This is a genomic window from Pseudoalteromonas aquimarina, assembly GCF_049257255.1.
Classification (GTDB): domain Bacteria; phylum Pseudomonadota; class Gammaproteobacteria; order Enterobacterales; family Alteromonadaceae; genus Pseudoalteromonas.
The window spans coordinates 908,793-929,793 of record NZ_JBMMUG010000001.1 but is presented as its reverse complement, the minus strand read 5'-3'; the positions used below and the strand labels follow the sequence as shown (position 1 = coordinate 929,793).

General features: G+C 41.5%; 19 protein-coding genes. 10 read left to right on the top strand and 9 right to left on the bottom strand.

The window, feature by feature from the left end; genetic code table 11:
- Nucleotides 1–8: 8 nt before the first annotated feature.
- The 3 genes from AAEU29_RS04240 to AAEU29_RS04230 all read right to left on the bottom strand — a co-directional run bounded on the left by AAEU29_RS04240 (nt 9) and on the right by AAEU29_RS04230 (nt 3,156).
- Nucleotides 9–770, bottom strand: coding sequence for a hypothetical protein (locus tag AAEU29_RS04240; protein ID WP_421972211.1), 762 nt, complete (start codon nt 768–770; stop codon nt 9–11).
- A gap of 110 nt (nt 771–880) precedes the next feature.
- Entirely contained in the window at nt 881–1,564 is a 684-nt protein-coding gene (locus tag AAEU29_RS04235; protein WP_421972210.1) for a sensor histidine kinase, read from the bottom strand.
- 2 nt (nt 1,565–1,566) lie between these two features.
- Nucleotides 1,567–3,156 (bottom strand): response regulator, encoded by a 1,590-nt coding sequence (locus tag AAEU29_RS04230; protein ID WP_421972209.1) that lies wholly within the window; start codon nt 3,154–3,156, stop codon nt 1,567–1,569.
- A 178-nt stretch (nt 3,157–3,334) separates the two neighbouring features.
- Here AAEU29_RS04230 and cysB point away from each other — a divergent pair, with 178 nt between their 5' ends.
- A complete protein-coding gene (cysB, locus tag AAEU29_RS04225) occupies nt 3,335–4,312 on the top strand; it encodes an HTH-type transcriptional regulator CysB (protein WP_421972208.1) in 978 nt (325 codons plus the stop codon).
- 113 nt (nt 4,313–4,425) lie between these two features.
- Here the strand turns inward: cysB and AAEU29_RS04220 are convergent, their stop codons facing one another.
- The 3 genes from AAEU29_RS04220 to pabB form a co-directional block, all read right to left on the bottom strand.
- On the bottom strand, nt 4,426–5,802 hold the full coding sequence (locus AAEU29_RS04220; RefSeq protein WP_372769442.1) for an L-serine ammonia-lyase: 1,377 nt from the start codon (nt 5,800–5,802) through the stop codon (nt 4,426–4,428).
- Nucleotides 5,803–5,897: 95 nt separating this feature from the next.
- Nucleotides 5,898–6,470 (bottom strand): NUDIX hydrolase, encoded by a 573-nt coding sequence (locus AAEU29_RS04215; RefSeq protein WP_421972207.1) that lies wholly within the window; start codon nt 6,468–6,470, stop codon nt 5,898–5,900.
- Nucleotides 6,471–6,490: 20 nt separating this feature from the next.
- A complete protein-coding gene (gene pabB, locus AAEU29_RS04210) occupies nt 6,491–7,846 on the bottom strand; it encodes an aminodeoxychorismate synthase component I (protein WP_421972206.1) in 1,356 nt (451 codons plus the stop codon).
- 156 nt (nt 7,847–8,002) lie between these two features.
- Between pabB and AAEU29_RS04205 the strand changes: the two genes are divergently transcribed.
- The 3 genes from AAEU29_RS04205 (at nt 8,003) to AAEU29_RS04195 (ending at nt 11,876) form a co-directional block, all read left to right on the top strand.
- Nucleotides 8,003–9,529, top strand: a complete 1,527-nt coding sequence (locus AAEU29_RS04205; protein WP_421972205.1) for a fumarate hydratase — start codon at nt 8,003–8,005, stop codon at nt 9,527–9,529.
- A gap of 552 nt (nt 9,530–10,081) precedes the next feature.
- The gene (locus AAEU29_RS04200; protein ID WP_421972204.1) at nt 10,082–11,122 is read left to right on the top strand and encodes a Leu/Phe/Val dehydrogenase; all 1,041 of its coding nucleotides are present in this window, start codon (nt 10,082–10,084) and stop codon (nt 11,120–11,122) included.
- 106 nt (nt 11,123–11,228) lie between these two features.
- Complete coding sequence (locus tag AAEU29_RS04195; RefSeq protein WP_421972203.1) at nt 11,229–11,876, top strand: CatA-like O-acetyltransferase; 648 nt, start codon at nt 11,229–11,231, stop codon at nt 11,874–11,876.
- Between the two features lies 1 nt (nt 11,877).
- Here AAEU29_RS04195 and AAEU29_RS04190 read toward each other — a convergent pair whose 3' ends face one another.
- Nucleotides 11,878–14,244 carry a helicase-related protein gene (locus AAEU29_RS04190; RefSeq protein ID WP_421972202.1) on the bottom strand — a complete coding sequence of 789 codons (2,367 nt, stop codon included), beginning with the start codon at nt 14,242–14,244 and terminating at the stop codon, nt 11,878–11,880.
- Between the two features lie 65 nt (nt 14,245–14,309).
- Between AAEU29_RS04190 and AAEU29_RS04185 the strand changes: the two genes are divergently transcribed.
- The gene (locus tag AAEU29_RS04185; RefSeq protein WP_421972201.1) at nt 14,310–15,257 is read left to right on the top strand and encodes a TRM11 family SAM-dependent methyltransferase; all 948 of its coding nucleotides are present in this window, start codon (nt 14,310–14,312) and stop codon (nt 15,255–15,257) included.
- Between the two features lie 63 nt (nt 15,258–15,320).
- Nucleotides 15,321–16,142, top strand: a complete 822-nt coding sequence (locus AAEU29_RS04180) for a M90 family metallopeptidase (RefSeq protein WP_421972200.1) — start codon at nt 15,321–15,323, stop codon at nt 16,140–16,142.
- Here the strand turns inward: AAEU29_RS04180 and AAEU29_RS04175 are convergent.
- On the bottom strand, nt 16,139–17,032 hold the full coding sequence (locus AAEU29_RS04175) for a LysR family transcriptional regulator (RefSeq protein ID WP_421972199.1): 894 nt from the start codon (nt 17,030–17,032) through the stop codon (nt 16,139–16,141). The genes AAEU29_RS04180 and AAEU29_RS04175 overlap by 4 nt on opposite strands.
- Before the next feature lie 142 nt (nt 17,033–17,174).
- On the opposite strand from AAEU29_RS04175, the gene AAEU29_RS04170 reads away from it, so the two are divergent.
- From AAEU29_RS04170 to AAEU29_RS04160, 3 genes are read left to right on the top strand one after another with little or no spacing between them, the layout of a single operon-like run.
- A complete protein-coding gene (locus AAEU29_RS04170) occupies nt 17,175–17,627 on the top strand; it encodes a DoxX family protein (RefSeq protein ID WP_421972198.1) in 453 nt (150 codons plus the stop codon).
- Between the two features lie 16 nt (nt 17,628–17,643).
- Entirely contained in the window at nt 17,644–18,342 is a 699-nt protein-coding gene (locus AAEU29_RS04165; RefSeq protein ID WP_421972197.1) for a pirin family protein, read from the top strand.
- Nucleotides 18,343–18,352: 10 nt separating this feature from the next.
- Nucleotides 18,353–19,330, top strand: a complete 978-nt coding sequence (locus AAEU29_RS04160; RefSeq protein WP_421972196.1) for a glutathione S-transferase family protein — start codon at nt 18,353–18,355, stop codon at nt 19,328–19,330.
- Nucleotides 19,331–19,671: 341 nt separating this feature from the next.
- On the opposite strand, the gene AAEU29_RS04155 is transcribed toward AAEU29_RS04160, so the two are convergent.
- Nucleotides 19,672–20,064, bottom strand: a complete 393-nt coding sequence (locus tag AAEU29_RS04155) for a hypothetical protein (protein WP_421972195.1) — start codon at nt 20,062–20,064, stop codon at nt 19,672–19,674.
- Between the two features lie 152 nt (nt 20,065–20,216).
- Here AAEU29_RS04155 and AAEU29_RS04150 point away from each other — a divergent pair, with 152 nt between their 5' ends.
- A complete protein-coding gene (locus tag AAEU29_RS04150; RefSeq protein ID WP_421972194.1) occupies nt 20,217–20,972 on the top strand; it encodes a Nif3-like dinuclear metal center hexameric protein in 756 nt (251 codons plus the stop codon).
- Nucleotides 20,973–21,001: the final 29 nt, after the last annotated feature.

Sequence of the window (21,001 nt, the reverse complement as noted above, 5' to 3'; positions counted from 1 at the left end):
TATTTAAACTACCATTTTTTCTTCGGTGCAAATAGCACATCTAAGTCATCTTTCTCGTTGTCGAGTTTCTTCTTAGCATCCGTGGCATTGGTTGCTTTGAGCTCAGACATAATTTCATTGAGTAAATCTTCAAGTTCACTTTTTCTCGAAGCGATATACTCATCAGAAAAGTTTAAAGAGTTTATCACCGCCAATGCTTTTTCAAAGTATTGGCGAGCAGAGCCAAGCATATTGGCATTGCGCGCTGCTTTTCCGCGCTTAAGCTGGCTGTCGATATTTACTTGCAACTGCATTTTTTCTAAGCGCTTATCTTCGTTAAGAAAAATTTGAGTATCAATTTTCCCTTTAGAATGCTCAGAGCGAACGATGCTGCGAAGTTTTTTTACGCCTTGTAAAAGAGCAATGACTTGTTTTTCATTATCAGGAAGCGCAACACGTTCAGCCGATGTATCTTGGCTTGATGAATTTTCAATACGATTTTTGGCTTCTATTAAACGGTTTTTAATTTCTTTAGAGGTAGGTGAAAGTTCAGCCATAACAACTAATGCGGCATAAATACGGCGGTATAAAACAGAGTAAAGTGCTCTAGACATCGGAATGTTGGCAGAATTCATTAAAACTTCTTCAGTTTCTTCAATGATCTTTTTCTGCTTTGTTAGCTCAAGGCGACGCTCAGCATTTTGCTTTTCTTTATGCTGCTGAATTGCATTGACCCAAACACCAATTACAATCAAAGCTACAATTAGCGTAATGATTATGTAAACTACCATAGAGTCTTTCTCATTATTATAATTCGCTTAATCTTAACTAATTCTATTTACTTAGTGTAGTGTTCTTAAAAGGAAAATACTAATAATACCACTTTATTATCAGCTTTTACTTAAGGCAAAATCAATGTGAAACGGCTGCCACCGAAGCGCCCGTCGTTAGCCAGTTGGATGTACCCTTTTTGATCTTTATTGATGTGTGCCGAAGCAATTAAGTTGGCAAAGTAAATGCCAAGACCGGTACGTCCTTGACTAAGCAAGGCTGAAGTCATCTTATTATTGGCTTTTTCTAACATACTCTCGGGATAACCATCACCATTGTCGTGTATTTCAATCACTAAAGAATCATCAACTTGCTTTGCACAAATTAAAATTTGGTTAGAGGTATATTTTAGGGCATTTATCAGAATATCATTGAGCAGATTTGAGATAAGGTCCGCGTCAAAAAACCATGCTAAATCTTGCTCAATTTCACACTCAACAGAAATGTTTTTATTGGTGATATACATTTCATTTTTTGCCAGTAATTCGTCAATCACATCATCAAGGAAATGTTCTTCAATATTGAGTGGTAGTTGAGCATTATGCTCGCGGTAGAGCGCTAAAATTTGTAATAAATTTGAGTTTACACGGGCAACTTCGTAATGAATTTTTGCAAATTCTGATTGTGCTTGAGGTGTGTGTTCAATGCTTTGGCTAATGGTTTCCATTGACTGTAGCAACATGCACAAAGAGTTTTTCATATCATGCATACTGGCACCGAGTACCACTGAAAAGTCGATTTTATTATCTTCCATAGCTATCCCGATAATTTAGCTTTAGCAAAGTTTAACAGACTTTGACTTTGTTTATGGCGATGATCATGTGGAGCAAGGGATTTCAATGCGTTAAATGACAAAGCAAATTGACGTTTGGTTAACGTAAACTTCTGCTGTTGTTTATGTAATTGGTAGGCCGCTTGCAAAAGGTTGAGTGCGATATTTGGGTTGTTCGGGGCATTTGCTAAGGCAGTTGCAAAGGCGCCTTGAGCACTTTCGAATGCTTTTTCTTTATATTTAACCATACCTTGGTGGTTAAAATTCTCCGATTTTTCATGATCATCGTGAGATATTAGTTTGGCTTTTTCCTTGGTGACGATAGGGTCCAAGGTGCTGTTGATCCGTTCAATATCAGCATGTTTCATCACCAGCTCTAAGATGTTCACAAAAGCAGGGTTAAGCGGGTCTGGAAATTCAGCGACTTTATCGCATGTTAGAATCAGCTTTTCGCCTTTTTTCCCTGTTTTATCAGCTAAATATTCAACAAAGTTTTGGTGTAATTCAATAGCAAGCTGTGACTGAATACTGGGGTAAAGTTTGCTTATCGAACGATAAACATTGGGATATTCTTTTTTCACACGCCGTGCGCCGGCACCGCTGTCGTTCAGCTGAATCGTTGTACACACACATAACTGATTTAAATAATCATCCAATTGTGCCAAACAAGAGTATTTAGCGAGTTGTAACACACGTTTGTATGCATTAAATGCAACTTCCAGTTCATGATAGCGGGTGGCTAAAATTGCCAATTGTCGTTGCCTAACAATCGAATTGGGCGAATGCGCAATGGCTTTTTGCGTAATGGCGTAGGCTGATTCGAAATCTTGTTGCTCTACAAAACATTCACATGCTAAATCATAAGCTTCAACCGCACTTGGGTTCTTAGTGGCAATTAACTTACAAAGTTCGAGTGCTTGATGACTTTCCCCGAGCGCTAAATAACACACCGCAGCCCCCATTTGCGCCCAGCTGAGTTCACGCTTATGTAAAATAGAATTATAAATACTTAAGGCTTGAGTGTAGTTAAGCTGTTTTAAATAGATTTCAGCTTTTAGCCGAAAACATTCAATGCCAACCCGTTTATTTTCTGCCATTAATTGGTCACAAAGGGATAGGGCGGTTTTAGGCTTGTTTTGATTTAACGCGGTATAAATCGGTTTAAAGGCAAGGCTCTTTTCAACCAATTTATCGAGGCGCGATTTTAGTGTCGTTTTAGTAAAGGGTTTTGCAAGATAATCGTCGGGGCGATATTCAAGTGCTCCCATCACTAAATCAGAAGCTGTTTCGCCAGTGATAAGCACATAGTTAGTGCCATATTTTAATAAATTACGGTGATTTAACTCAGCTAGTAATTGTAAGCCATTAAGTCCATCACCTAAATTGTAATCAACCAATAAAATATCGTGATGGTGTTCGCTGTAGCAGGCGAGAGCATCTTCTGCATTGGTACACACATCAATGTGATGCACACCAAAACTTTCGACCATTTGTTTCAAAGAAAGACGAAACTCAGAGAAGTCATCCAGAATCAGCACTGAGATTGATTTGTATCTTTGTAAAGGGTTGACCATAGAAACCGAAAATTATTTTTGATACTAATAATTTAGACGCTTTTTTCTTACTTTTACAAAAACTTGCTGTATCTTTGTGATTAAAAATGGAATATATACGTTAGTTTTAAATTTATGCTTGGCATAAAACTGACAAAAGTATATAAATAAAGGTAATAACAAATACAAAATACTCGCTATGAAATTACAGCAGCTTAAGTACATTGTTGAAGTACTAAATCACAACCTTAATGTTTCAGCGACCGCTGAAAACTTATATACCTCACAACCAGGTATTTCAAAACAAGTGCGTATGCTTGAAGATGAGCTAGGTGTGCAAATCTTCGGTCGTAGCGGTAAGCACTTAACGCACGTTACTCCTGCAGGTAAAGATATTATTAATATCTCCCGCGAAATACTGGCGAAAGTTGAAAGTATTAAAGCGGTTGCAAATGAACATACTTTACCTGATCAAGGTAAGTTAAATATTGCAACAACGCATACTCAAGCACGTTATGCACTGCCAAACGTCATTCAAGGGTTTATGAATAAATACCCTAAAGTATCACTGCACATGCATCAAGGTACACCGCAGCAAATTTCAGATGCCGCTGCGCGTGGTGATGCAGACTTTGCAATCGCAACAGAAGCGCTTCACTTATATACTGATTTAATTATGCTACCGTGTTATCACTGGAACCGCAGTATTGTGGTAGCAAAAGATCATCCCCTTGCTGCTAAAGCAAATAACTTAACAATTCAAGATGTTGCTGCGTTCCCGTTAATTACTTATGTATTTGGTTTTACAGGGCGTTCAGAGCTTGATAAAGCCTTTACTAAACATGGTTTAGAGCCGCAAATCGTGTTTACCGCAACCGATGCTGACGTAATTAAAACCTATGTGCGCTTAGGCTTAGGCGTGGGTGTTGTAGCATCAATGGCCATTGATGAAATGAACGATAAAGATCTCGTGGTAATTGATGCAAGCCATTTATTTGAAGCAAGTACCACAAAAATTGGCTTTAGAAAGGGCACGTTCCTTCGCAGTTATATGTATGACTTTATTGAGCGCTTTGCACCGCACTTGGATAAAACCATTGTTGAGCGTGCATGTATGCTACGTAATCAAGACGATGTAGATTATTTATTTAAAGACATCGAACTGCCAATACGCTAATTGGTAAGTTATTAAAAAAAACGCCACTTAAAGTGGCGTTTTTTTTATGGCTATTTAATGTGTATTATACCAATTCTTTTAAGTATGTGTTCAGCAACTTAAGTGAATTGGTATTAACATTCAATGATATTTACCGCTAAGCCACCGCGAGCGGTTTCTTTGTATTTGGTTTTCATATCATTACCTGTATCCCACATGGTCTTGATTACTTTATCAAGTGATACTTTTTGCTCGCCTGAGCCACGCATTGCAAGGCGTGATGCGTTAATTGCTTTTACCGCACCCATCGCATTACGTTCAATACACGGTACTTGTACAAGGCCACCAACAGGGTCACAGGTTAAACCTAAGTTGTGCTCCATACCAATTTCAGCAGCGTTTTCAATTTTATCGACATTGCCGCCTAAAATTTCAGTAAGTGCACCCGCGGCCATTGAACAGGCAACACCGACTTCACCTTGGCATCCTACTTCAGCACCTGAAATTGACGCATTCTTTTTGTAAAGAATACCAATCGCAGCAGCGGTAAGCAGGTAACGCGTTGCAATGTCTTTATCCACCTCTTTAATAAAGGTGTGGTAGTACATCAGTACAGCCGGAAGAATACCCGCTGCACCATTAGTTGGCGCAGTAACAACACGACCGCCAGCTGCGTTTTCTTCATTTACCGCAAGGGCAAATAAATCAACCCATTCCATTGCACGCAGTGGGTCATTGTGGGTTTCTACATTGAGTTGACGGTGCAAGCTTGGTGCACGACGTTTTACTTTTAAACCGCCAGGTAAAATACCTTCGGTACGCATGCCGCGCTCAACACAGGCTTTCATCACAAGCCAAATATTGTATAACTCGTCGGTGATTTCGCTTTCAGTTTTAAGGGTTTTTTCGTTTGCCATCATTAGTGCTGGCACACTTAAACCGTGCTCTTTACATTGCGCCATTAATTCAGCACCCGAATCAAACGGGTAAGGTGCAGGATTTTCTTCGCGAATTGTTAGTGCAGCTTGTTTTTCTTTTTCGAAATCTTCATCGCGTACGATAAAACCACCACCAATAGAGTAGAAAATCTCGCGGAAAACACATTCTTCGCCTTTAAACGCTTGAAGTTCCATTGCGTTAGAATGTTTTGGTAGTGTTTTGCGACGGTGGAAAATAATTGCATCTTTTTTAGGAAACGCCGCAGCATGGCTTTGATCAAGATAGATGATTTCTTCTTTTTCAATTTTTTCTAAAATGCTCGGCACACGATCCGCATCGATTGACTCAGGATCAAAACCTGCCAGACCAAGAATAACTGCTTTACCCGAACCATGACCGACACCAGTTTGCCCAAGTGAGCCAAATAACTCACAGCGCACGCTGGTAATGTCGTCTAAAATACCTTGCTCTTGTAGCGACTTTACAAACAGTCTTGAAGCGCGCATCGGACCCACAGTATGTGACGAAGAAGGGCCAATGCCGATACTAAACATATCGAATGCACTTATCATACGAATATCTCTTACTTAACCATTGAACGGCCGAGTATCATAACTCTAATTTATAAACATGTTAACTTTAATTAGTATGATTAATGCTTATGTGCTTAATTTAGATGTTTAATCAAATTACGAATAATTTGTGCAGTTGCACCCCAAAGCAAGCCATACTCGGTTTGAAACCCAGTTAAAGTATAGGCCGAAAAACGGCGAGTGAACTGAATATCTTGCCAATTTGTTTGATCAATTAAAGTGGCAAGCGGCAGGTAAAAAGCATTTGCCACCTCGCCAGTGGCAAGGGTTAATGTGGGTTTTTCAGGCAGTAGGGCAATATAAGGTTTTATCTCAAATCCAGTGAGCGTCCAATAACTATCCATATCGCCAATTACATGATTGTTATCAACCACAATGCCAATTTCTTCATGTGTTTCACGAAGCGCTGTGGCAAGTAAGTTGGCGTCATAATTTTCAAGTTTTCCGCCTGGAAAGCAAATTTGCCCGGGGTGATGCTTTAAATACTCTGGGCGCTTACACAGCAATAAATGAATTTCATCGTTCACATTAACCAGAGGCACCAATACTGCACTTTGCTTGGCGATATTGCGCATTTGTACAGGAAAGCCAACCTCATTATTTGGTTGCTGAATATGAAAACGGGCGAGAAATTCATTTAACTGCATAACACGTCCTAAGCAAATACCTATTCGAGTACAGGTAAAATACGATTTACCTTATCGTATGTTTCTTGCAGCTCAGACTCAAGAGTTGAGTCGGCAACCACGCCACCGCCAGCCCAGCAATAAATTTTACCTTTTTCACAAACCAGGGTGCGAATGGTAATGCTGGTATCCATGGTGCCACAGGCCGAAATATAGCCAATTGAGCCACAATACATCGAGCGACGGTGAGGTTCTAACTCTTCAATAATTTCCATTGCTCGGATTTTGGGTGCGCCAGTAATCGAGCCACCGGGAAATGCTGCTTTTAATTGATCAATCGCGTTGTAACCGTCAGCAAGGGTTGATGTAACCGTTGATACCAAATGATGCACTGCGTTAAAGCTCTCAATATCAAAGAGCTTAGGTACTGCTACGGTGCCAGGTTTTGCTACTTTGCCTAAATCGTTTCTCAGTAAATCAACAATCATCACGTTTTCAGCGCGATCTTTCGTTGAATTTGCAAGGCGTGCTTTATTGGCGTCATCAATGTTTGCATCTTGGCTTCGCGGCACTGTGCCTTTAATTGGCTTAGTTTCAACATTGCGCTCTTTTACCTGAATAAAACGCTCAGGTGAAAGTGAAAGTATTTGTTGCTCACCCGTATTAATATAAGCAGAAAAGGGTGCTTGGTTTGCACTTCGCAACTTACAATAGGCAAGCCAAGGGTTGCCAGTAAAACTAGCATCAAAGCGCTGTGCTAAATTGATTTGGTAGCAATCGCCGCTTTTTAAATATTCTTGCACTTTATTAAAACGCGCACCATAACCGTCTTTACTCAGGTTTGATTGCCATTTAGTTGTTAAGGCAAATGGCATGCGCTCGCTTTCAGCGCCTGTAAGTGGTGCAAGGTAATTATTAAGCCGTGTTTCGCTATCACAACATGGCTGTGCGATATAAAACCACTGGTTTTCGTGATGATCAAATATCAGGGCATCGGGGTAAATACCCACGAGCATTTGGCCTAAATCGATATCGTTTTTCGCAATTTCGGGCATCACTTCGATTGAGCGGCCTAAATCGTAACTGAATAAACCTAAAGCACCGCCAGAAAACGGTAAATCAAATGGGGCTTTGTCTTTTACAAATGGGCTGATTGCGTGGTGTATTGCACTAAACCCATCACACTCGCTTTGGTGATTATCAACAAAAGTCACATTGTTTTTCACTTCAATCAGTGAAATTGGGTCAATCACAATAATGTCGAAACGGTTATTTGGGTGTGCTGGGTTTGCCGAATCTAAGAAAATGGCATACTGCAAATCTGCAAAAAAACTAAAAACGTGCTCGCTAGTTAGCGCTAAGTCTAATTTTTTGCATATTAATTGTTCATTTATCATTAACTTTAACTACCAGACTGGTCGCAAACGAGTTGGGAGGTTATTATACATGCATAGTTTAACGAATTACTGCACAGATTGCATGAGTAAGCTGTGTTTGACACTATTCACACTGTAAACATTTGCCACCGTCACGGCATATAATAAGGATACATAATGAGCACTATCCGTCAGCAAGACTTTATTGACAGCATCGAAGATGCATTGCAATACATTTCGTTTTATCACCCACTAGATTTCGTACAAGCGCTTGATAAGGCGTACCAAAAAGAAGAAAGCAAAGCGGCTAAAGATGCGATTGCACAAATCTTAATTAACTCACGTATGTCGGCAGAAGGTAAGCGCCCACTGTGTCAAGATACGGGTATTGTGACGTGTTTCGTTAAAATTGGTATGGACGTTAAATGGGATAAAACCGATATGACGGTTCAGCAAATGGTTGATGAAGGCACACGCCGCGCATACCTTAACCCAGATAACCCATTGCGTGCATCAATTGTTGCAGACCCAGCAGGCAGCCGTAAAAACACCAAAGATAACACGCCGTCAGTTGTGCATATCGACATGGTGCCAGGCGCTGAAGTTGAAGTAATGATTGCAGCGAAGGGCGGCGGCTCTGAAAACAAAACTAAAATGGTTATGCTTAACCCATCTGATGATGTTGCTGCTTGGGTTGAAAAAACGCTACCAACTATGGGGGCGGGCTGGTGTCCACCGGGCATGTTAGGTATAGGTATTGGTGGTACAGCTGAAAAAGCAGCGGTACTTGCAAAAGAATCACTGATGGATCCGGTAGATATTCATGAGTTAATGGAGCGCGGCGCAGAAACAGCAGAAGAAAAGCTACGTTTAGAGATTTTTGAGCGCGCAAACAAAACCGGTATTGGCGCACAAGGCCTTGGTGGTTTAACTACCGTTGTTGATATTAAAATCAAAACAGCACCAACACACGCGGCATCTAAGCCTGTTGTGATGATCCCTAACTGTGCGGCAACGCGTCACGTTCACTTCACATTAGATGGTTCAGGCCCTGCTGATCTTAAAGCGCCTAAGCTAGAAGATTGGCCAGAAGTAACATTTGAAGTAGGTGAAGATACACGCCGTGTAAACCTTGATACCTTAACAAAAGAAGACACAGCCGATTGGAAAATGGGCGAAACAGTACTGTTAAGCGGTAAAATCTTAACTGGTCGTGATGCGGCGCATAAGCGTTTACAAGACATGATTAATTCAGGTGAAGGCTTACCTGAAGGTGTTGATTTCACAAACAAGTTTATCTACTACGTAGGCCCTGTAGATGCAGTAGGCGACGAAGCGGTAGGTCCTGCGGGCCCAACAACAGCAACGCGTATGGATAAATTTACTGACTTAATGCTAGAGAACACAGGCATTGTTGGCATGATTGGTAAAGCAGAGCGTGGTCCTGCAACAGTTGAATCAATCAAAAACAACAAGTCAATTTACCTAATGGCAGTGGGCGGTGCAGCTTACTTAGTATCAAAAGCAATTAAGAAAGCAAAAGTGGTTGCGTTTGAAGACTTAGGTATGGAAGCAATCTACGAATTTGAAGTAGAAGATATGCCAGTAACTGTTGCGGTAGATAGCGAAGGTAACAACGCGCACAGCGCGGGCCCAGCAATCTGGAAAGCAAAAATTGAAGAGCTAGACGCAAAACTAAAATAATTTTTGGTTGAGCAAAAAGTTTAAAAAGTAAAAGGGCGCTTATGCGCTCTTTTTTATTACCACGTTTTAGAATTTAAATAATAACCAATGCATAAAATTGTACTTGAGCTGTATTCGCGCATTGATTAAGCTCTGAATCCTGAATCCTGAATCCTGAATCCTGAATCCTGAATCCTGAATCCTGAATCCTGAATCCTGAATCCTGAATCCTGAATCCTGAATCCTGAATCCTGAACCCTAAAAGCTGTAACTTCTTCTTTACGCTCACCCATCTTGTTGGCTTATCGCTTACGTAAACGTCAATCTGCAATTTAAATATTAGCGGATCTTTGCGATATTTTGCTTGGAATAGGTCTGTAATTGCATTGTTTATTATTAAATGAAACTTAAGTGGAATTGAATATGTTTAATTGTAAGTTTAACTGGGTTGTTCATCTAAAATTGTAGTCTTGATGAAAGGATAATGTTAGAGTCGGTGCAAACCAAGAATAACCCGTTCATTTAACGCCATAGTTATTATACGCGTTAAACATTTACAAGTTGGAGAGTCGTGTGACTGTTTTTAATCGTACTGAATTTGATAACCACGAAAACGTTGTTTTTTGTGCAGACAAAGAAACTGGCTTAAAAGCAATTATTGCTGTACACAGCACTAAATTGGGCCCAGCAGTGGGTGGTTGTCGTTTATGGGATTACGCAAGTGACGAAGATGCAGTATACGATGTACTGCGTTTATCTAAAGGCATGACATATAAGAATGCAGTTGCGCGCTTACCATTTGGTGGCGGTAAATCGGTAATCATTGGTAACGCAAAAGAAATCAAATCAGATGCGCTATTTAAAGCATTTGGTCGTCATTTAGAGCGTTTAGGTGGTAGCTACTACTCAGCAGAAGACGTAAACATCACTTGTGATGACGTTGCAGTAATGAATACTGAAACAAACTATGTGCTTGGCCTTGAAGGTAAAAGCGGTAACCCATCACCATTTACTGCACTAGGCACGTTCTTAGGTATTAAAGCGGCTTACCAGCACAAGCACGGTCATCAAGACTTAGCAGGTGTAAAAGTGTCAGTACAAGGTCTTGGCGCGGTTTCTTACACACTATGTAAATACCTACACGAAGCAGGTGTTGAGCTGTTTGTAACAGATATCAACGAAGAGCGTGTTAGCCGTGTAGTTAACGACTTTAACGCAACTGCGGTTAACATTGACGAAATCTACGACCTAGATGTTGATGTATACGCGCCATGTGCACTTGGTGCAACAATCAATGATGATACGATTTCGCGCATTAAAGCTGGCATTATCGCAGGTTGTGCGAATAACCAGCTAGCAGAGCCTCGTCACGGTGAAATTTTACGTGAAAAAGGCATTTTATACGCGCCAGATTACGTAATTAACGCAGGTGGCATCATCAACGTTTACTACGAAACAGCGCCAGAAGGTTACAGTGCAGAAGCTGCAACTAAGCACGTTGAAGGTATTTTCGATACACTAAGCGAAATCTTCAAACGTTCGGAAGATGAGCAAAAGTCAACGCACATTATTGCAGACGAACTAGCACAAGAAATCATCGAAAACGGTTTGTAATGTAGCCGTTTTTTGCTTGTAAAAGCGAGAGTAAAAGAATGAGCTTGAAAGTTCATGCTATGCTCGGTAAGGTGCCCGCAATTGCGGGCATTTTTATTTTAAGATTATGGCAACTCAAATCGACCTCTCTACTTGGCAACGCTCCGAACACTTCTCATTTTTTAAAGACTTAGCAAACCCGTATTTTTCGGTCTGTGTGCGTATAGATGCGGGTGCATTGTTTGCTGCATGTAAGCAAAGTGGTCAGTCTTTCTATTTAGCTTGCCTTTACGCCTTGCTGCGAGCCAATAATAGCTATCAACCCGTTTGTCATCGTATTGATAACAATCAAGTGTGGTTGTGCGATAAAATTGAAATCAACGCGGTGCAATTGGATGAGCAAAACCTCTTTAAAATTTCGTACTTACCTTATGCCGAAGGCTTTGCTGAATTTAGTGAAAAAGGCAAAATTGCATTCGAAACAGCAATAAGTCAGCCATTTTTCTCAGAGCAATTTAACTCAATAGAAGGGCGCCTTAACTGTATTCATGTATCGGTGTTACCTTGGCTTGATTTTACCGGTTTTTCCCACGCGACACCGTTTGGTGAGCAAAATGGCATTCCCAAATTTGTATTTGGTAAATTCGATAAACAACTTGGCACCATGCCACTCAATATTGATGTGCACCACGGGTTAATGGACGGTTTTCATGTTGCGCAGTTTGTTAATGTACTACAGCAAGAAATGGCAGCACTTGCAAAGAACCTAGATTAACCTACTTAATATCCACCAATTTACTGGCGCGGCGATATTGTATTTTTGCGCCATTAAAATTGGGTAGCTCCCACTTTTTAGGTGCTTCAACCCGTTTGCCACTCATGTAATGAAGCACTACGCGTTTTGCGCTAATAAAGTACTCCACCCTAAGTTGTTGTTGTGGCAACACCACTGTTAGCGGGTACAGCTCACAAAATTGCTGCCATATGTAGTCATCAACTAAGCCATAGGCAAAATCACTGTTATCAAGAAGTGCCAGCTCATCAAGCGAGTTAATTTCTAAATCACTTAATACTCGTGTGATATGTTCGTGTGGGGCTAATAATTGCCAGTCGGTGCTGTGTACGTTTTGGTAAAGACTAAGTTGCTGGTATTCCTGTGTTAATTTTTCAAAAAGCGATTCACAAAGTGCACCAGTTTCAATTAGGTTAACGGTGGCTGCTATAAATTCATGGCTTTTTATTAAAGCGCTAAACGATTTTAAAGATGTGCCTGCGTATTGGTAGTGGTAGTTGCCAATTAATTCATTTTGCTCAGTAATCTCAGAGGAACAAAGCTTTGCCTCACCTAAGTCATTATCAATAATAACGCTGCTGCTGATGGGACTTACTTTGGTAGCCAGTGTTTTGCGGTCTTTTACTGCACGCCCAGCAAGGCTGTAGGTTTTAAGTACCAATAGGGCGTCGGGTTCGTTACCGATGTAGCTGTCTTTGGCAATCACCACTTCTTGCTGACCATTGTTGTAACTGCCACGGCGATTTTGCTTTTTAATATACACGCAGCTTGGCAGTAAAGCGGCAATGGCGTGTTGCAATTCAGTGATGTTGTAACTGGCGTATTTACTTAGATCGGGTAAATCAAAATGGCTGCGCAGCTGGCTGGCAAATTGCTTTGCTTCAACAAGGGCGTTCTCTTCGGTGCTGATATACTCTAAAAACTGGCCGCGCACTAAGCCAATGAGCAAGCTAAAGTCACATAGGTTCGGAAAGTCATTTTCTAATTGCAGGAATTTCTCTGAGTTTTTATCTAGGGTGTACAGTTTGGCTGGCACGCTTAGGGCACCTGCAAGGTCGGCCATTGCCTGTTTAAGGCGGTTATTCGGCATGCTTGCCACTAAATGGGAAAGCGAAACGTCAATGGGCAGTGGCGCAAGGGATTTACCATAGTCAGTTGCAATACCCGCATCGTTAATGGCGTTAATGGTTTTAAGCGTTGAAAAGGCTAAATCATGGGCTTGTTGTGATAGTGGGTTGATAAAGCGCAAATTGCCAAGGGCATTATTATTTGCCGCGGCTGCCAACATCATATCCGTTAAGTTTTCACGTTGGATTTCAGGTGGTGTATGGGCTTCAAGCGGTGCATGTTGACCAAACAATGCTAAGTAAACACCTTGTTTAATACGCCCAGCGCGGCCGCGGCGTTGTAGTTTGGAGTCATTAGCAATTGCGGTTAAATCCAACACACTTTGGCCGTTACGAATATGCGTGCGGCGCTCAAGCCCCGAATCAATCACCACATCAACACCGGGAATGGTTAAGGATGTTTCTGCCACGTTAGTCGCTAAAATAAGGCGGCGTTTTTCCCCTGGTTGCAAAGCGCGTTTTTGCTCGCTGATGGGGCTTGCACCATGCAAGGTGATTATATCGAATTGGTCGTTCAATCGTGCGCGCAAATAACTGGCGCAAAGCTGAATTTCCCCTTTGCCGGGCAAAAATGCCAATACATCTTGGCAGCCAAGTTGATACGCTTTTTCGGCGGCAAATGCCATGCGCTCAGTGAGGTTGTCTTTGTGTGGCATATCACGCATGGCCGGGGCAAGGTAATGCTCATCTACCGGGAACACTTTACCTTCGGCATGTAAATGTATGCCTTGGCAATAGTTAATGAGTTGCTCAGCGTTTAATGTGGCAGAGGTGATCACCAGCTGATAGGGATGATTGCTGGTTTTATTATGTTCAAGCAGTAAAGCCAGCAGTAAATCGGTATCCCAGCGGCGCTCATGAAACTCATCGAGCATAATGGTATTGAAATCGTTTAATAACCCTTCGTTTAACCAGCGCAGTGCCACACCTGGGGTAACAAACACTATTTCGCTGTTGTCGTTTGCTTGTATTTCAAAGCGAATGGCATAACCCACCTTTTCGCCAAGGGGCGTTTGCATTTCGTTTGCGACGCGCTCGGCAAGGCTAGTACATGCAATACGCCTTGGCTCAATGACCAATACTTTGCCAGTTTGTGTGCACCACTTTGGCAATTGAGTAGATTTACCCGTACCTGTGTTGGCGCTCACAATAATCGGTTGATAGCTATTGTTGTTGCCAATATGGGCTAAAAAATCGGTTTTAATCTGGTTGATTGGTAGCATGCGTTTATTTCTTTGTCCGAGTCGCGATATAATTAACGGTATTATTTGTCTATTAGGATAATGTTTTGAAAGACATTGCGATTTTGATATCACCTGTTGCAAACGGTGCTTATTTTAACGAAACCATCGATATTGCACAAAAAGAGTTTAAACAGTGTATTGGCGAGTATGACCTTACACTAAACGAGATTGGCGGCATGCAATTTTTGCAAACTCAATTGCCAGAGCAAAAACTTGAGGCGTTAGCTCGTTTATCGTTTGTACAAGGTATTTTTAGTCATGATTCGGGCACGTTAACGCCGCTATCGCTAAATACTGATCTTAACTTACACAGTGACTTTGTATTTGGTAGCAAGTACAAAGGCAAAACTAATGAAATTTTAACCCAGTTGTTGCTAAATGTGGGTTTAAGTTTCTGTAAAGAAAAAGACGTCAGCAAGATTAAATTGCTCGACCCTATGTGCGGGCGCGGTACCACTTTAATGTGGGCAATGCGCTATGGCATTAAGTCAAAAGGCATTGAGCAAGACCCGAATGCCGTTTTGGACTTTAGAACCTTTGCTAAAAAATGGACTAAGCTTCACCGCCAAAAGCATGAGCTAAAAGAGGGTTTTATTGGTAAAGCCAATAAACAAAACAAGGGTAAGTTTATTGATTTCACCGCCGAGGGCGTTAATACCCGTATTATTAATGGCAATGCGACGACCGCCTGTGATTTATTAAAACGTGAAAAGCAGCATTTAATCATTAGTGATATTCCTTACGGTGTGCAGCACTTTACGACTGAAAAAACCCGTAACCCAATTGCTGTGTTAGAAGAATGTGCGCCGCAATGGGCGGAGTTACTTCACAAAGATGGTATTTGCGTTATTGCGTTTAATAAATACATTCCAAAACGCAAAGAGTTAATTGCGGTTTTTGAAGCGGCAGGCCTTAGCGCGCTTGAGTTTGAAGCGCCACATCGCATGAGCGAATCAATTTTCCGTGACGTTGTTGTTTTAAGAAAGAACTAAAAAATATATTCCCTGCCTTGAACAATACCATGCTTCACCCAATTAAATAGAGAAGGGGGAAGCATGGACTTCATATTAATAATATTAACCTTGGTATTTATCGCAGCTTATTGGCATTTTGATGCGCTACGCAATATTTACTGGGAACATAAACTAAAAGATCGCACATTAAGCGAGAGCGATCGCAATGTATTACTCAAGTACATGCCGATTTATCGCCGAATGACAGATAGCGAGCGCGCACGATTAGAAAAACACATCATCTGGTTTTTAGCGACCAAAGACTTTTTAGGGCGCGATGGCCTAGTGGTAAACCACGCAATGAAGTTGATTGTGGCGGCCGATGCCTGTGTGTTGGTGCTAAATAAACCGTGGCCGCTTTATAAAAATGTGAAGCAAATTTTGCTTTACCCAAGTGCCTATTATGCAAATTCAGAAAGCCGTGATGGCGCAGGCCTTGTAAGTTTTCACCAAACGGTTAGGCAAGGGGAGTCGTGGCCAGGAGGTACTTTAGTGCTTTCATGGCATGATGTACTTAACGGTAACCGTTTACCAAACGATGGCCATAATTTAGTATTTCATGAGTTCGCCCATCAACTCGACCAAGAAACTGGTGCAACAACAGGCACGCCGCTATTAAAAGACAAACTCACATATGAAAGTTGGGGACGCGAATTTTCCCGCGCCTACAATGTGTTAAAAGCGCATGTGGCGTATGGTATGCCCCATGTTATTCACAGTTACGGTGCCACCAATGAAGCAGAGTTTTTCGCGGTGATCACCGAAACCTTTATTGAAAAACCCAGCGAATTAAAAGCATATGATCCGGTTATTTTTGATCTATTACTGAACTACTTTGGCTTTGATCCAAGGCGCTGGAGTTAAATCTGCCAGTTAGCTTGGCATAGCCGTTCAATAAACCATTGAAAGGCTTTGCCTTGATTATCTTTATGCCACGCAATATATAAGTCTTGTTTTGGTCTTGGAATGGTGCACTCTTTTTGTACTAGCTCGCCATTTGCAAGATATGGTTTAGCAATATGACTTGGCAAAAATCCCACTCCAATGCCGGCAAGTTGGGCTGCGAGTTTTGCCTGCATAGAATTAACATTGATTACTTGTTTGGCACTAAATAGCCCGGTACTTCGCTCTGGCAGCAAAGTGGAAGTGTCTGATACCACAATCGCGGGGTAGTGTTTTAAATCATCGTCGTCCAGTGGCGTAGTAACCTTTGCCAATGGGTGTGATGCTGCTACAGCAAAGATAAAGCTTAGCTCTGCGATTTTGTGGGTGCGATACACGCCTTTTGGCAACTCGCCTGTTGCACCGATAACAATATCGGCACGCTTACTATGTAAGGCATCCCAGCCGCCACCTAAAGCCTCTACGCTTAGTTGAATATCAACTTGCTCAGGCCGTTTGGTGAACTCTTTTAATAGCTCAAAAATGACGTCTTCTGGGATCACGGTATCACGGGCGATGCGCAGCCGTTTTTCCCAGCCTGATTCTAATTGGCTTACAGCATCGAGCATTTTGCTGGTGGAATGCAAAATTTGCCTGCCATGTTCTAACACCAGCTTTCCCGCGGGGGTAAGTACAGCACGCTGCTTTGAACGGTCAAACAGTGGCGTACCAATGTCTTCTTCAAGTTTTTTGATGGTATAGCTTAGCGCCGAAGGCACTTTATAAAGTGACTCGGCTGCGGCGGCAAAACTGCCTTTTTTATCGATAGCATCGAGTGCTTTTAAGGCGTCAATAGTGATGGCTTGATACATAATTCTTTTATTCAAAAAAATTGAACTAAGAGTTCAAAATGTTCCGATTTTTTATTGAGTTTAGCATGCTTATACTTAATTTCATCAGTTAAGCAGATGCTTTAACAAATTAGATAAGTTTAAAATTTTTGAGGAATAAATTATGAAAACACTATTAACAACACTTACATCAAGCCAAGCAGGTTACGCAGCACTGGCGTTAAGATTACCTATCGGCATTATTTTTATGGCACATGGCGCGCAAAAATTATTTGCTTGGTTTGGTGGTTATGGCCTTGATGGCACGGGTGCATGGATGGAGTCTATTGGCTTGGCACCAGGCTATTTAATGGCGCTAATGGCAGGCAGTGCAGAGTTTTTTGGCGGTTTATTTATTTTACTTGGCTTATTAACTCGCCCAGCGGCATTGGCACTTGCAGGCACTATGATTGTTGCAATCTTTACTGTGCACTTTGAAAACGGACTGTTTATGTCTAACAATGGCTATGAGTTTGGCTTAGCATTATTGGCGGCAAGTATTTCTTTGGTGTTCTCGGGTGCGGGTAAAGCCTCACTGGATGCGCTTATTTCAGATAAATTGACACAACACGCTTAATTAGGGGGAAAGTACGATGATCACACTTAGAAAAGCAAATGAGCGCGGCGGCGCTGACTATGGCTGGCTTAAGAGCAAACATACTTTCTCTTTTGCAAATTACTACGACCCAAAACACATGGGCTTTTCAGCCCTTCGTGTTATCAATGATGATGTTGTGGCACCGGGCGCTGGGTTTGATACCCATGGCCACCGCGATATGGAAATTATTAGCTATGTATTGTCTGGCACCATTGAACATAAAGACAGTGCGGGCAATATCAAAACGCTTCCAGCGGGTGAATTTCAGTTAATGTCGGCAGGCAAAGGGATTTTTCACAGTGAATACAATGCATCAAATGAAGAACAACTGAGATTTTTACAAATCTGGATTGAGCCGAATAGTTTTGGCGACAAACCAGGTTATCAACAAAAAGATTTTGGTAAAGACGTTGGTTTAACGACGATTGTGACGCCAAATGGCGAAAATGGCACGCTTGCGATAAAACAGGATGCAAAGCTACATCAACTGATCCTTGAGCCAAAACAACAGTATCTATTTGAATCAAATAATGCACCTGTTTATGTACATCAAGTTTCAGGCAGCAGTCTAGTGAATGCTATTCAAATTGAAAGTGGTGATGGTGCAAAAGTATTAGATGAAACTGAATTAGTATTTGAAAACGTATCTAACACCCCAGCGACATTAATTATTTTTGAATTACCACAGGTTTAAGGAGCAGAACATGGGATTATTAGTTGAAGGTAAATGGCACGATAAGTGGTACGACACCAAAAACAGTAAAGGTAAGTTTGAACGTGAAGCTGCGCAATTGCGTAACTGGGTAACAAAAGACGGTGAAGCGGGTCCTTCAGGTACAAGTGGGTTTGTCGCAGAATCAGGTCGATACCATTTATATGTGTCGCTGGCGTGCCCGTGGGCGCACCGCACCCTAATTTTTCGCGCATTAAAAGGGCTAGAACAGCATATTTCTGTATCAGTTGTAAGCCCAGACATGTTAGAGCATGGTTGGACATTTGATAAAACACAGCACAGCACGGGCGATGCATTATTTGATTTTGATTATATGCATCAAATATATACGCGTAATAACGCAAACTACAGCGGCCGTGTTACTGTGCCAGTGCTATGGGATAAAAAACAAAACTGTATCGTCAGCAATGAGTCATCAGAGATTATTCGCATGTTTAATACCGCCTTTAATCATTTAACAGGCAACGAGCATGACTATTACCCTGAACATTTACGTGCTGAAATTGATGAAATTAACGAATTTGTTTATCACAATATTAATAACGGGGTATACAAAGCGGGTTTTGCGACCACACAAGACGCATATGAAGGGGCGTATATTGCGCTTTTTAATGCCCTTGATAAAGTTGAAGCTATTTTGGCTAAACAGCGCTACTTGGTGGGTACACAAATTACCGAGGCAGACTGGCGTTTGTTCACTACCTTAATTCGATTTGATGCGGTTTATTTTTCACACTTTAAATGTAATCAACGTCAGCTTGAGTCGTATCCGAACATAGCAAATTATATTCGCGAGCTTTATCAAGTGACGGGCGTGGATGAAACGGTCGATTTTTATCATATTAAACGCCATTACTATTTTAGCCATACCATGCTTAACCCAACGCAAGTGGTACCCGTTGGGCCAAAAGTGGATTACAGCAGCGCGCATAATCGTTCGTCATTTTAAAAAAGAATATTGTATAGGGTCTGTTGATCTTTGCTCTTCTATTTTTGTTCTTTTTGAGCGTGCTTTTATCGCGGCGCTCGATGTGTAGCCTAGCAATCTAAGCGAATATCGAGCAACAATGAGAAAAGTGCGCTCAAAAAAACCGTTCGGCAGCGCTTGATTGGGTTTTCTACTGTGTTATCGGCTGACTCACATAGAATAACTATGCCACGCAGCCTCTTCCTTGTATAAAACCTAATCAAACTGCTGCAAAAACGAACTTGAAAGGTCAGCAGACCCTAATTTCAGGTAATAAAAAAGGCAGCGAAAGCTGCCTTTTTTAATTAATAACGAATTTGTTATTAAACAACACCGCGCGGAAGACGTGTGTCGTGGTCACGCTCAGCAAGCTCTTTAATCCAGAACTCTTCAGCAGTAAAGCCTTCAGGGTTTGGCTTAGTAACTGTGTATTCTTTTTGTTTAGTTGCAGTTACTGGCGCTGCTTTTTTAGTAGCTGCTTTCTTAGCTGGTGCTTTTTTAGCAGCAGGCTTAGCTGGAGCTTCTTCTTTTGCTGCAGGTGCTGCGCCAGATGAAAGTTCTTCAGTTAGCGTTGCTAGGTCAGCTAGGCGAAGATTTTTACCGCCATCTACACTGTACCAACCACTTTTCGCTGTGATCTCAGGTTTTTTACCATTTGCTGCTTCATACGCTTTTTCAAACGCTGCTAGCACTTCAGTTTTATCGAGTTTACTCATCGTATATCCCGTTTATTTGATACGAAGATTACTGTTAAAAATACATTTATACCTAGTTTCACGTCATTTTTCAATTTTTTGAGAATTTTCTTTATTTTTGACGGTAGGTTAAGGACAATTCAATGATCGAAAACAACTAATAGGTCAGCAATATGCAGCTTTCTACATTGCTCCAAGAATTAGATGCTTTATTAACCCCTCATAAGGTTAAAGACTTTTGCCCAAATGGCTTACAAGTCGAAGGAAGGGAAACGGTTACTAAACTTATAACGGGTGTAACGGCAAGCCAAGCGTTGATAGATGCGGCGATTGAAAAAAATGCCGATGCCATTTTAGTGCACCATGGTTATTTTTGGAAAGGCGAAGCCTATCCAATTACTGGTATGAAAAAACGCCGTATCGGTGCGTTAATTAAAAATGATATCAGCTTAATTGGCTATCATTTGCCAATTGATGTGCATCCAACCCTTGGTAACAATGCCAAACTCGCAGAGCTATTAGATATTGACTATGAAGCAGGACTTGAACCATTCAGCGAGCCAAGCATTGCAGTAAAAGGTCGCTTAAAAACACCACTCACGGCAGAAGAGTTTGCTGAAAAAATAGAAAGTGCACTCAATCGCAAACCGTTAGTTGAAAGTGTGCGCGGCAAAAAAATTGAAACCATTGCGTGGTGCACAGGCGGCGGTCAAGGTTATATTGATTTAGCCGCAAGCCAAGGCATTGATGCATACCTTACCGGTGAAGCGTCAGAGCAAACAATACACAGTGCGCGCGAGCAAAATATCGACTTTTTTGCCGCGGGGCATCATGCGACTGAGCGCTATGGTGTAAAAGCTGTTGGCGAGTATTTAGCTGAGCAATTTGGCTTAGATGTTGAGTTTATCGATGTCGATAATCCGGTTTAAGTAATAAAAAAGCAGCGTAAAAGCTGCTT